This window comes from Paenibacillus dendritiformis (genome assembly GCF_945605565.1).
GTDB lineage: Bacteria > Bacillota > Bacilli > Paenibacillales > Paenibacillaceae > Paenibacillus_B > Paenibacillus_B dendritiformis_A.
Window position 1 is genome coordinate 555,922 of the sequence record NZ_OX216966.1, and the last position, 13,765, is coordinate 569,686.

Annotated in this window: 7 protein-coding genes; 4 read left to right on the forward strand and 3 right to left on the reverse strand. The window is 58.5% G+C overall.

The features are described 5' to 3' along the window. Window positions 1–38: 38 nt before the first annotated feature. Window positions 39–518, reverse strand: coding sequence for a 23S rRNA (pseudouridine(1915)-N(3))-methyltransferase RlmH (gene rlmH / locus NNL35_RS02340; protein WP_006676909.1), 480 nt, complete (start codon window positions 516–518; stop codon window positions 39–41). 371 nt (window positions 519–889) lie between these two features. Beyond that, window positions 890–7,090, reverse strand: a complete 6,201-nt coding sequence (locus tag NNL35_RS02345; RefSeq protein WP_254552896.1) for a phosphodiester glycosidase family protein — start codon at window positions 7,088–7,090, stop codon at window positions 890–892. A gap of 365 nt (window positions 7,091–7,455) precedes the next feature. On the opposite strand from NNL35_RS02345, the gene NNL35_RS02350 reads away from it, so the two are divergent. Further along, window positions 7,456–8,085, forward strand: coding sequence for a nitroreductase family protein (locus NNL35_RS02350; protein WP_006676907.1), 630 nt, complete (start codon window positions 7,456–7,458; stop codon window positions 8,083–8,085). Between the two features lie 396 nt (window positions 8,086–8,481). Next, window positions 8,482–8,649, forward strand: coding sequence for a hypothetical protein (locus tag NNL35_RS02355; RefSeq protein ID WP_254552899.1), 168 nt, complete (start codon window positions 8,482–8,484; stop codon window positions 8,647–8,649). A gap of 251 nt (window positions 8,650–8,900) precedes the next feature. On the opposite strand, the gene NNL35_RS02360 is transcribed toward NNL35_RS02355, so the two are convergent. Further along, window positions 8,901–9,863, reverse strand: a complete 963-nt coding sequence (locus NNL35_RS02360; RefSeq protein WP_006678702.1) for a DMT family transporter — start codon at window positions 9,861–9,863, stop codon at window positions 8,901–8,903. A 257-nt stretch (window positions 9,864–10,120) separates the two neighbouring features. On the opposite strand from NNL35_RS02360, the gene NNL35_RS02365 reads away from it, so the two are divergent. Both NNL35_RS02365 and NNL35_RS02370 read left to right on the forward strand, forming a co-directional pair. Next, entirely contained in the window at window positions 10,121–12,271 is a 2,151-nt protein-coding gene (locus NNL35_RS02365) for a YhgE/Pip domain-containing protein (protein WP_040733312.1), read from the forward strand. 111 nt (window positions 12,272–12,382) lie between these two features. Then, window positions 12,383–13,696, forward strand: coding sequence for an MFS transporter (locus NNL35_RS02370; protein WP_006678704.1), 1,314 nt, complete (start codon window positions 12,383–12,385; stop codon window positions 13,694–13,696). Window positions 13,697–13,765 lie beyond the last annotated feature (69 nt).

The window sequence follows — 13,765 nt, forward strand, 5'->3', positions numbered from 1 at the left end:
AGCAAAAAGGAAGTGCCAGGCACCCCCTATTTTTCGCCCTACTTATGATACGGTTCCCCCCGATTAATCTTCACCGCCCGGTAAATCTGCTCCACGAGCACCAGGCGCATCAGTTGATGCGGCAGCGTCATGCGGCCGAAGGACAGCTTCGTCTGGGCGCGGCGCAGTACGGCGTCGGATAGGCCATTCGAGCCGCCGATGACAAAGACGATGTGGCTTGTCCCATAGGTCGCCAGACGATCGATATGGGAGGCCAGGTCCTCGCTCGACCAGAGCTGTCCGTCGATCGCCAGCGTCACCACATGCGCATCCGGTTTGATGTGGCCGAGGATGCGGTCGCCTTCCCGCTCCTTCACCTGCTCCACCTCGGCGTCGCTCATTTTCTCGGGCGCCTGCTCGTCGGGCACCTCGACCACCTGGAATTTCGCATAGGGCGCCAGCCGCTTGCTATATTCCGCAATCCCCTGCACCAAGTATTTCTCCTTCAGCTTCCCAACGCATACCAATTGAATAAACATTCGTCTCGCTTACCCCGTTTCGTTTTGTTTACTTTATCCAAAAGAGAACCATCGCCTCTTAAAGTTCCATGCTTGCTTCTAGTGTACCCGACAATTCCTCGACGCGTCTATTCAACGCCACCAGATACCCCATCCCGCTCGCGTTGCTATCAGCAGCCCCCCATAAGCAGCTATAACTTGCACGTCGCTTCCGCAAAAACCGCGCTCGTCTGTGACCTCACCTCAAAGCTCCGTTCCCGTTATCCTGACCGAATGGGATAGTGACGATAAGGCCTTGAACATACCAACGAACCCCAGGCATAAAAAAGGCGCCCTCACACAGAGAGCGCCCACTCCAGCAACTTCACTACCCTATCCTGCTACTTAATAGCTCATTCCTGTTCCTGAACCAGCGCCAATATCCGGTTCAAGAAGACCGCGACTTCGGCCCGGGTCGCGTAACCGTCCGGACGCAGCTTGCTGCCGCTGCCTTGAATAAGCCCTTCCTCCAGCAAGGCGGCAAGCGCCTCCTTCGCATAGCCGGAAATCTTCTCATGATCGGCGAACTTGGTCAACGCTGCCGGATCGCTCATCAGCTTCAGCTTGCCGACGTGCTCTAGCCCGCGGGCTGTCATCGTGAACAAATCTTGGCGGGTAACCGCATATTGCGGCCCAAAGAAGCCATCCCGCTTGCCCCGTACCAAGCCCAGTTCCTTCGCGACCGCAATCGCATCCGCATAATACGCGCCAGCGCCCACATCAGCGAAGCCCGAGCCCCTTACCCCTTCGCGGCCAGCCGCTTGAAGCTCCAGTGCCCGCACGAGCATCACCGTGAAGTCTGCCCGGGAAATCTCCGACTGCGGCGCAAACCGATTGCCGCCAATACCGCTAATGATGCCTCTCGCCGCCAAAGCGTCTATCGATGTCTTCGCCCAGCCAAGCTGTCCGATATCGTCAAACTCATCCGCATAGAAGGTAACTGCCGCAACACCCAATGTGTTCACCGAAAAATACACCATACCGGACTTCGCATCATACCGCGCTTTCGGAACCGCGATAACCCGGCCGTCCGCATCTACCGTACGGACGACGATGCGATGCGGCTGCGCCAGCTCCCGCGCAGCCGGTTCATATGGAACGGCGACAAGCACGCGTTCCCCAAGCTTTCCGGCGAACAGCGGCTTCCCGTCCGCCAGCAGCGACAGCTCCACCGCAGGGCGGCCGCCTGCCTGCGCAGCCAGTCCCGCTGGCCATGCGCTGCGGTCGGCTTGGGCGATAACGATGCTCACCGTCTTCGCATCGTCCGCCAATGCCCCTTCCGGCACCAGTCCCGACGGTGCCGTCACAGTCGCCTGCGGCGTCACGATCTCGTATTCTTGCCGCAGGCTCGAATCCGATACCGCCGCCGCAGGCAGCGACAGCGCGACGCCGGTCGCGTCCTTGTCCGCATCCACCTCAATGCGGACCCTCTTCACGCCGCGCCGATCCGGCGCGACGGCCTGCAGCGCCTGCTCCAGCATTGCAGCCGTCACCTCCGCCCGGGCGAGAGCGCCGCCCGGATCCCGCTTCGCCTTCACGCCAATCCGGCCCGGATCCACCTTCGCGGCCGGCTCCGGCGGCTTCGGCGTCACGCTCGGCTCCGTCCGGGACCCGCCACTATCACTCGGCCGTTCCGGCTCCGGCTCTGGATCTGGCTTCGGCGGCTCCACGGCCGGGGTCACCGTCAGCCGGAAGTCGGCATACTTCGACGCATCCGCCTGGCTCAGCGCGCGGATGACCGCCGTCCCCGGCTTCACCGCCGTAATCAGGCCGTGATCGCTAACCGTCGCCACGCCCTCCGGCGCAGAGCGGTACACCGACCAGATGACCGACGGATCGGCCGTCTCCGGCAGCACGGACGCGTTCAACTGCAAGGTCTCGCCCGCCTTCAAGGTGCCCTCCGTCCGGTCGAGCCGGACCTCGTCGACGATAACCTCGGGCAGACGGTCGACCGTAATGACGCTGTCGGCATAAACCGCTTCGACGACGCTTGTCGCCCGGACGACGGCGGTGCCGAGCGCATGGGCGGTTACCAAGCCGTCCGCCGTGACCGAAGCGACGCCATCGGCGGAAGAGCGGTAGACGGACCACGTCACCGTCTTATCGCTCGCCTCCGCCGGCAGCACCGTCGCCTTCAGCTTCACGCTCTCCCCGACCGCCAGCTTCGCCTGCGGCGGATCCAGCACGACCTCGGCCGGAGGCACCGGCTCCGTCGTGCCCTTCCGCAGCGTGAACTGATCGACCAGCCGGTCGCCGAGCGTTTTCACCGTGAACGTGAGTTCGCCGCCTCGAATCTCCACGGCACCGTAAATCTGCGTCTGCTCGCCGTCCACCTTATACTGCCACTCACGCTCCGTCACGGCGTAGAACTTCGGTCCGGTCGAGCCGCCGACGACATACGTCGTGCCCTCGCCTTCACCGACCGGCTTCCCGCCGCGCATCGGATACGAACGGACATAGACATGGTCATGCCCGTTCATCGCCAGATCGACATGGAACTCGTCGAACGTCGACGTCCACGCCTCGCGAATATGGGCGGAGTCATAGACGCTGCCGTACGGACCGCGATGGAACGTGACGATTTTCCACGTCTTGTCCGTGGCGGCGAGGTCGCGGCGCAGCCACTCCTTTTGCGCCTCGAAGTCATATTCGCTGTTCAGCACCACGATGTGGGCATTGTGATAATCGAAGGAATAATTGCTGCCTTTGAGACTATCGATTCCATTTTGCGGGTTATTGAAATGCGCCAGGAAATCGTCATTTTTCCGGGTGCCCGTCACCTCGTGGTTGCCGACCACCGAGACAATCGTCGTATCGGTCAATATATCCTGCGCTTCCTTGAACCACATATTCCATTCATTCTCCTTGAAGCCGTCCTCCACCATGTCTCCGGCCTGCAGGATGAAATCAAAGTCCGGATGATCGGCCACGGCTTTGCGGAGAATATCGCCCCACAGCTTGAAGCCGGCCGCATTGGAGGCCTGCGAGTCGCCGAAGAACAAGAACTTGGTCGGATTCTCCGCCGTTCCCGCCGTCCGGAACAAGCCTTCACTCACATGGCTGTCGCCATCGCCGACACGATAGACATAAGCGGTGCCGGGCTCCAGCCCATCCACGACCGCCTTGTGCACGCGCACGGTACCGATATCCCACGTGTGATAGAGGCTGCTTGTGCCGCTCACCTTGATTACGCCGGTTCCGTCAAAGCCGGAAAATCCGTCCTGCTTCGCCACCTCCACCACCGTCGCTTCCACGTTCGCATGCGTATGCCAAGTGAATCCGCGCGACGCGGCCGGATCAGCGCCCATCCCGACACTGATATTGTACGGATCGCTGCCGCCCGCCAGCGGCGATACCTTGAACTTCACGACCGGACTGTAGCGCTCATCCTTCATCGCCTGCAGCGCATATTCCGTCACCGTCCCGGTCAAGGCGCGGGTAGCGAGCTTGCCCTCCGTATCGGTTACGCCAATCTCCTGCCCGTCCGCCGTCATCAACCGGGCGCCTTCTATCGGCTGCCCCTGCTCATCGACGACGCCGAACACCGTCTCATTGCCTTGGGCGATGCCGTCCGGGTTCCAGTTCAGCCGCAGATGATACTGTACCGCCGCCACCAGCGGCAGCCCGAAGAAATCGAAGTCGACGTCATCCTGATCGGCGAACGCGATTGAACCCGATCGGAAATTCACCCGCAGCTCGCCCTCGGTGTTCGTCTTCACCCGGTACCGAATCTGCGCCAGCACATCGTCCTCGGACAGAGTCAAATCGGACAGGCCCGTGAACGTAACCTCCACCGCGCCGCTGGCCTGATCGACCGTTGATGCAAGCTGGCCTTCCTTGAGTTTGGCGCCAGGCACGACCTCCAGTCCTTCCGCCTGTGCCGGGTCGAAATCGAAAGCGATGCTTGCCCGACGGATGTCGGAAGCACGGAGAGCGGTAACATCGACCGTATACGTGCCGCCGGCGTACACATTATCCGGACCGGTATACATCAATTTCGGAGCGCCCGTATCGACCTCGAACCTCCACTCCTTCTCCGTCGGGTTGCCGGACAAATCCTTGACCCGCACCTTCACCGTATGCACGCCGTCCGCGAGCGGCACTGACGGAATATACGTGATTTTGCCCTTAGGCGGGTAGAGACTATGCTGCACGAGCTTCCCGTCGACCATCATGCGGATCGACTCGGAATCGATAAGCGTCGTGCCCGGATGGGCCACCGGATCATACCCGGCATCCTCGGCGTACACATGAATCTCCGGCGTCGCCGTATCTACCGTGCTGCCGTCAGCCGGAGCGAACTCCTTCAAGATCGGCGGATCCAGATCATCATCAGCCGGCCCGTACAGCGCCCGAATCTGATCGATATAAATTACCCCTGCCGTCTTGTTGTCATTCTTCGTCTCCATATACCGGATCGGCCGATCCATCGTTAACGGCAGCGGTCTGCCCTTCGGCACCTCCGCCTCCAGATACCGCCATCCGGTGAAATCAACGCCAACCTTCTCCTCGGTGTAGTCCAGGGCCACCGCCGCGTTATTGCCGTCGCGGATCTGGCCGCGCAGCCAGTGCGCCTTGCCGTCGCCATAGACCCAGACGCTGATCTTCTCCGGATACCCCGGAATCTGGATGCGCGACGCATCATCCTTCGCGGCCAGGTAAGCGCCGGATATGCCGATCGTATCGGTGAAATCATATTCCAGTTTGGCCGAGGAGGAACCGAAGCGGACGAACTCCTCGTTCGTCTCTGCACTGACGCGGACACTTTTATACCTGTCCCCGCTTGTCGCCAAATACCGGTCCATGCCCGATTCGAAATCCTCCAAAATGACCGGACGCAATCCGACATTAACCTCCATCGAGGCCTCAATGCCTCCGTAAGCAGCGACAATGCGCCCGCTCTTCTCCGTTTCGTCCGTCGCCGTGAAGACGCCGTTCTCATCGATCGTCCCGATCGGCCCCTCCACCCGCCAGGTGAAGCGGCGGTTATCAGCCACGATCTCCTGCCCGTCCCGCAGAGCGCTCACCTGAAGGGTTACCTTCTCGCCGGAAGCGAAGGTACGAACGGTATCCGGGAAGCGCAGCTCGGTCAACTCCTTCACCACCTCGACCTCCCCTTGGCCGGACAAGCCGCCGAGACCGGCCTTCACGTCGGCGGTTCCGGCGGTATCCCCTGCCGTGAACAAGCCGTTCTCATCGATCGTTCCGAGCGCCGGATCGACGCTCCATTGCGGCGTTCCCTCGACTTCAGCCGGGTGGCCGTTCGCATCGATGCCCGCCGTCTTGAACGTATAGGAAGACCCGGCCAGCAACCGCTCCAGATTGGGCTGCACCACCAGCCGCGCCGCCTCGCCCTCCGGGGCCTTGTTCACGAGCAGCAGCCCGTTGGCCGTCTTCCGCTCCCCGCCGTCTGACGGGCGGTTCAAGATACGGCGCTCCGGCACGCCCGGCAGTCGCGCCACGAACGTGGAGGAGCCGCCGCCATCGAGACAGAGCGCATTGACGACGCCGATGTCCTTCATCACCTTCGCCAGGTCATCATACGACACGCCCTCGCTGAAGCCCGGCGCCCGGCCGTCAATCTCGATCATGACCATTGAGCCGTCTGCCTTCGTGCCGATCGCGACGCGCGGATAGAGCGCCTTGTCGTTCTGCGGCTGCACCTCGCCGTCCTTCAGCAGCTGGGCCACGCCGCCGATAGCCATCTTCACGTCGCGCCACGCTTCCTCCAGCTCGAAGTCGATCGTGACTTCATCTCCGACCTGAAGTCCCTGCAGCAGCTCGCGGTAGGATCCCGCCGCCGACAACACCGCCTTGCCCTCGCCGAGCGGCGTATCGCCCGCATGCAGCCTTAGCTCGGACACCTTCAGCTTCAGCGTCTGCCCGCTCTTCACCTCGCCCGACACTACGTCCAGCACCACCTCGTCCCCAAGCTGATTCGTCATCGTCGATGCATGGAAGGCGGACGTATACAGCATCAGCTTGTCTCCCGTGCCGCGCATGCGGTTGATGTCCGATAGTTCAACATCCTTGCCGCCGAGATGCAGCGTCCGTTTGAGGGTCGGACTCAACCCGTAGATGGTCGTGCCGTCTTCCTTCAGGCCGAAGGCATACCAACTGGCAGGCTCGGGCGGACTGACGAGAATCTCGCCATCCCCCATGAAGAGGCCGAGCGGCACGCCGGTGGACATATCATAGAAATCGCCGTTGATGGCCGCAATGACTCGGTTCCCCTGCTTGTCCGCATCGCTCGCCATCTTGGTGACCCCCTGCATGCCGTATACCTTGCCATCCGTCATGCCCGGCTGCAGATCGAGCGCCTCATTCTTCGGATCGAATTCGATGAAATGCACCTTCTCCAAGCCTTGCGGAAGCTTCATGTTGTACCAGGTGTAGGTGGCTCCCGGGCCGATCTCCATCTGCCTCCGGTCAAGCACCTGCCCGAACTCGGTCTGCGGCAGCTCGCTAGCCAGAGCTTGTCCGGCCGGAGCGAGCAGCGACCAGATCAGGCACAGGCTCAGAAGCAAGGCTGGCCCCTTTCGTTCCCATTTCATCCCTCATCCATTCCTCCTAAAATAAAATTTCAGAGAGCTCCCTTAAGACCCTATATGTATGCGGCCGGGAGCGCCGATATGTGCTTCATTCCGCGTGTATGTCCTTCTAAATTGTCAAAATTAGCAGAAGTTCTCCACCCGCCTTTCGCCCAGCAATCTGACTTCAAATTAGCATAAAAATCCGTGCCCGGGCCGTCCGAAGCCCATTCTTATCAAAATCTTATCAATTCGCCGATCTTGGTTTGCATGCCTCAAAATTAAAATAACAAAAATAATGTTAATTTTATTATAATATGTACTTACTTTTAATAAGTAATGGTGGTAAAATAGGACCATCAACGATTTTCGTAGGAGGCGTGTTTACGATGACACAAGATTTTGAAGCTATCATCAAAGAAAGACGATCCGCCAATAAGTTTATAGAGAACATTGCTATCTCCGAGTCGGAGCTGGAAGAGATCTTCTCGTTGGTTAAGTTCGCCCCGTCCGCATTCAATTTGCAGCATGCGCATTACGTTACCGTAACGGATGGAGATCTTAAGGAGCAGCTGTACGAGGCAGCGAACAAGCAGTACAAGGTGAAGACGGCTTCGGGCGTCATTGCCGTATTGGGCAGCACGGAAGCTCATCTGAAGGCGCGGGAACTGAACGAAGGATTGGTCCACCTCGGCGTGTTGAGCCAGCAGGAGGCGGATATGATGGCAGAGGATACGATCCGATTCTATGAAGAGCGCGGAGAGACGTTCAAGCGGGATGAGGCGATTCGCAATGCCAGCCTGTCTGCCATGCAATTCATGCTCGCCGCCAAGGCTAAGGGGTGGGACACCTGCCCGATGATCGGCTTCGATCCAGACAAGGTACGGGCGATCTTGAATATTCCCGACAAATACATTCCGGTCATGCTGATCACGATTGGCAAGCAAGACGCGTCCAGCCTGCGGCCGCGCGGCTACCGCAAGCCGGTGCGGGAATTTGTGACTCACCAGCGCTTTTAACCGGGACTATTCGATCACGAGTCACAGGCGGGAAGCTTTATTTCAATACATAGCACGCCAAAAAGGGACTTTCCCGTAGGCATTGAATCATGACACAGGGCAAGACGGGACAATAGAGAATAGAGGTGGAAAAGACGGCGACGGGTTTTTTACGAAGGGTGGAGATGTCCATTGACCTAATCAAAACTTGGCACTCAGAGCGTTTCAAGTCGATTTTTTCTACTGAGAGACGAGATCCACCATGTAAAAAATGAAGTGGCGAAAATCCCCATGGACTTCTCAACGGCCTGATTTTACGGGATCCAAGAGACCGCGTCGGATCCTGGAGGCATCGTTGCCTCCTGGGGCTTGAACATGTGGAGGGAATTGCTGCTATTTTACAGGAATTTCGACTCAATGAGTCCACATCCCGAGGAATTGCTGCAAATCTACATCATTTTAGGCCCTTTGGCTTCAAGTCGAAGCGAAACGGGTGAAATTCCTGCAGTTTTGCAGGATTCCCTTTCTGAGAAAGTCGTCCCTATCGAATTGCTGTACTTGCGCAGCATTTCGCTTACCGAATAGGCGTGTCTCGAGAAATCGTGCAGTTTGGCGGATTTCGCACCATAGCGTTTAAAACCGCTTTTTTCTACTGAGAGACGAGATCCACCACATAGGGGAAAACTGTATTTCCGCAGCTTTTTCGGCAAGTCGCGCTGTGTGGAGCAGGGTCGGGCTGTCCCACTGTAGTTAAAACCTACTTATGGAACAGCCCTTCCTCTGTCCTCGGCCGTTCGATATTTTCGCCACCGCTTCCCGGCTTCCGCCAAGAACGTTCAAGAGCCGCTGCTGCAGCCTTTGCTCTCCGGCGTCCGATAGCCGCGATGATCCCCTTTCCGCAGGCGGTGCTGGCGCAGCCATTCCTCGAGGGCGCCCGAGCCGAACAGGACGCCGATCAGGATGAGCACGAACCCCGACACTTGCACGAGCGTGACGGGCTCGCCCAGCAGGAGCGATGATCCAATCAAGGCGAAGAACGGATTCAGATTGATGAAGATCGACGCCTCCGCGGCACCGACCTGGCCGATCGCGTAATTGTACGTCATATGCCCGACGGCCGTCGCGATCACCGCCGAACCAAGGAAGACCGCCCACAGCCCGATATCGGTCTGCGCCATGCTGGCCATCCCCTCCGGCTCCAGCACCCGACTTAACGCGTACAATCCAAAAGACCCGAAAAACAGCATATATCCCGTCATCAGCCGCGGATCGAGCGTAGCGGCCATTTTTTTAATCAGAATAAAGCTTATCGCCTGCGCCAGAATGGCCAGGAACACATACACATCCCCGATCGATACGCCGCTCATCCCCGAGCTGCCATGCGTAACAATGAAGGCGACGCCGGACAAGCCGAGCACGATGCCGGTCATATTGAACCAGGTCATCCGGGTGCCCAGGAACAGAATCGCCATCAGCGTCGTTAATAACGGACCCAGACCGAGAATCAGGCCGCCGTTGGAAGCCGACGTATTGGCCAGGCCAAGCGACAAAAAATAATGATGCCCCACCACATTGAACAAGGAAGCGATCAGCACGTAGCCCCATTCCTTGCCCCGGAGCAGCCGCAACTGACGCATCGGAACAAGCAGCAGGAACACGCTCAGCGCCGCCGTCATAATGCGGAATGCGGTCATCGTGACCGGCATGAAATTCGTCACCAGCACCTTCGTCGCCGTCACGTTCAAGCCCCATGCGACCATCACACCGACCAGCATGAGATAGATGGCGTATTTTTTCACACAAACACACTTCTTTCTGTCTGACTTCGGAAGAATCATGGATGTTTTCTTCGTTAACTCATCCATCCTCTCATATCCGCGCCATTTGTCAAGACCGGGGAGTCTCTCCCATTTCCCATCAGGACATTCCTTGCAATGCAGCAAACGCATACATTACCGCGATCACGGATCGATCCCTCCGTCCTCGCCAGCCCCTCCGCATGATTGCATTTCCTTTGGCAAATACTGAAAACATTACCTTGGAAGCGGGGGCCATCATGAAACATATTTTTTCCATTTATGCGAACGACCTGAAGCGAATCGGCTCCAATTGGGCCGCCACCGTCATTATACTCGGCTTGAGCATTCTTCCCTCCCTCTACGCGTGGTTCAATATTGAAGCATCATGGGACCCGTACAGCAATACGCGCGGCATCCAAATCGCCGTCGTCAATCTCGATCAAGGGGCAGAGATTATGGATAAGCCCGTCAATATCGGCAATGAGGTCATTGAGAATCTGAAGACCAATACCCTTATCGGGTGGACCTTCGTCGACAAGGACGAAGCGATGAGGGGCGTAAGCCACGGCAATTACTACGCCAGCATCATCATTCCGGAGGACTTCTCCACCCGTATCGGGTCCGTGCTCACGAATGAGCCGATCAAGGCCGAGATTCTCTACTTTGTGAATGAAAAAATAAATGCCGTCGCTCCGAAAATTACGTCCAAGGGCGCTACCGGCATCATCGAGGAGGTCAGCGACAACTTCGTCAGAACGGCCAACCGGGCGATTTTCAAAATCTTCAATGAGCTCGGAGTTAAGCTGTCCAATGAGCTTCCGACCATTGAGAAGGTGAAAAATCTCGTGTTCAAGCTCGAAGAATCATTCCCCCGCTTCTCGGATGCGGTCAATACCGCGATGAGAGACGTGACTACGGCGAACCGGATCGTGAATGAGGCACTGAAGAATCTGCCCACCGTCACCCAACTGGCGAAGGACGCGCAGCAATTCTCGTCCAAGCTCGCCGACTTGCTCCAATATAGCCGGGAAGGCATCGAGACCATCTCTCCGTTCATTAAGCAGGACTTGAGCACCCTGCAGCAGGCAGCCGAATCGGTGAACCAGGTTACGGCGATTCTCCAGGACGTCACGGCCGATCCGTCGCTGGCCAGCACAGGGCTTGGCCGGCTGTCGGAGAAGCTGGGCGCCGCAGTGAAGATTGCGGACAGCACCGCGGATTGGTTCAACCGGCTCAGCCAAGCGGTCACCGGCGGCCAGTTCCACGGCGTCACCGATCGGCTGCGGCAGCTCTCGGACAATCTTGCCCAGCAGGCCGCGACCGTCAATGAGATCAAGGCGGCCGTCGATCGGGGAGAAGAGGTCGGCGCCGATCTGCTGGACCATCTCCATCGGCTGTCCCAGGATGCGGGAGCCATTGCGGGGGAGCTGCTGAACCGGTACGACAGCGAGATTAAGCCTGCCATGCTGCAAGGGGTGGACAAGGCGGCCGAGGACATCGCCACAGTGCAGCAGGTGCTCCAGGATGCCATCAAGAATATTCCGGACATCGAGACGTTGTTGAAGGACGCCTCGAAGGTGATCGCGATCGGCACCGAGCAGATTCCGGTGATTCAGAAAAACCTGCCTGCCGTTCAAGCCAAAATTACGGAATTTGCGGACAAAATTCGTGCGTTCGAGGCACAGGGCGACATTACGGAAATTATCGATCTGCTGAAGAACAACTTCGAGAAGGAGAGCGAGTTCTTCGCCGAGCCGGTCGTCCTGAAGGAGAACAAGCTGTTCCCGATCCCGAACTACGGATCGGCCATGTCTCCCTTCTTCACCACGCTGTCACTGTGGGTCGGAGCGCTGCTGCTCGTCTCGCTGCTGACGGTGGAGGTGCATGAAGAGGACAAGCATTACACGAATGTTCAAATCTACTTCGGACGGTACTTCACCTTCCTGACGATCGCTCTGCTTCAGTCGCTGTTCGTAACGACCGGTGATATTTATCTGTTGAAGACCTATGTACTGCATCCGGGCTGGTTCGTGGTGTTCGGCCTCATCATCAGCGCCGTCTTCATGCTTGCCGTCTACACGCTGGTCTCGGTCTTCGGCAACGTAGGGAAGGCGATCGCCATCGTGCTGCTCGTCCTGCAGTTGGCCGGCTCCGGAGGCACCTTCCCGATTCAGACGACACCGCCTTTTTTCCAGGCGATTCATCCGTTCCTGCCGTTCACCTACGCCATCAGTATGATGCGGGAAGCGGTCGGCGGCATTCTGTGGGATATCGTGCGGCGCGACATCATCGTGCTGGCCGTCGTCGCCGGCCTCTTCCTCCTTATCGGCCTCGTCCTCAAAAGCCCAATCAACAAAGCAAGCGCGGGGCTGGTGCGCAAAGCGAAGGAGAGCAAGCTCATCCATTGACCTGTAATTTCCACCCTGCCGGAGAGGCCTTTCCCTACAAGGCCTCTTTATTCCCGCATTCCCCCCTGTTACAATGAGAGAGGCAGCAAGAAAAATGGGGGCGTGACACGAATGCGCTTTTTTCATCATGCAACGACAGAGATACGAAGCTGGAACCGGAATATCCAGCTGTTTTTTATTGCCAACCTTCTCTATCAGATCGGAACCGGCATGTTCTCCGTTCTGTATAATCTATATGTCCAATCGCTCGGCTATAACGATCAGATGAACGGGACCATCATCAGCGTCCAGTCCTTGGCGACGGCGATCCTGTTCATCCCGATCGGACTGCTTGGCGACCGTTCCAGCCGCAAGCGGATTCTGATTGCCGGCTCACTGGTGACCGGTATCAGCTTCATGCTGCGGGCCTTCGCCGAAGCGCCGTTCAGCCTGCAGATGCTGGCCGTCTTTACCGGTATTTTCGCGGCCTTTTTCCAGGTGATTGCGATTCCTTTCCTGGCGGAAAATACGCCGAAGGAGCAGCGGCTGAAGCTGTTCAGCTATCATTCCTCGATGGTGCTGGCCGCGCAGGTGCTGGGCAGCATGGGCGGCGGCTACCTGGCCGACGTCCTGCAGGCGTTCGGCTGGAGCAAGATCATCAGCCTCCAGTCGGTGCTGCTCATCGGCGGCGCCGCCAGCTTCGCGGCCTTCCTGCCGCTGCTGCTGGTCAAGGAGAGCAAGCGGGCCGCTCAAAAGCCGGAGCCCGCTCCCGCTCCATCTCCTGCGCTGGCGTCCGAACCGGCGCCCGCCGCGGCGAAGCAGCGGGAATGGAAGGTCATCCGCCGCCTGACGTTCTGCCAGCTGCTCGTCGGACTGGGCTCCGGCTTGGTCGTGCCATACTTGAACCTGTATTTCACGAATCGGTTCTCCGTCTCGCTGACCGCCGTCGGATTGCTGATCTCGCTCGGCCAGGTGATGACCATCGTCTCGATGCTCATCGGCCCGACCTTGGTCAACCGCGTCGGACAAGTGCGCGCTGTCGTCTTATTTCAGCTGATGTCCTTGCCGTTCCTGCTGCTGACCGGATTCACGAACCTGCTGCTCATCGCGTCCATCAGCTTCCTGTTCCGGCAAGCGCTCATGAACGCGGCCAATCCGATTCAATCCGCCATCATGGTCGACCGCATATCGGATTCGCGACGTGGTATCGCTAACTCTCTTACCCAGACCGCCTTCATGCTCGGATGGGCCAGCATGGGTTCCGTCCAGTCGTACCTCGTCACATCATACGGCTACTATTGGGGCTACGCGATGACGTTCTCCATCACCGGCGTTCTTTACGTGACCTCGGCGATATGCTACTTCTTCATGTTCCGGGAGGACCGCCCGAACCGCACGGGCCGCTTCCGCCGCCGGCCCCGCACCGGCGGCGCTCCCGCCATATAAGCGAAGCGAATGTGTAACAACCGGAGACCTCGTCTCCGGTTGCTGCATTTTGGGGCGGGCCTGCCTTTC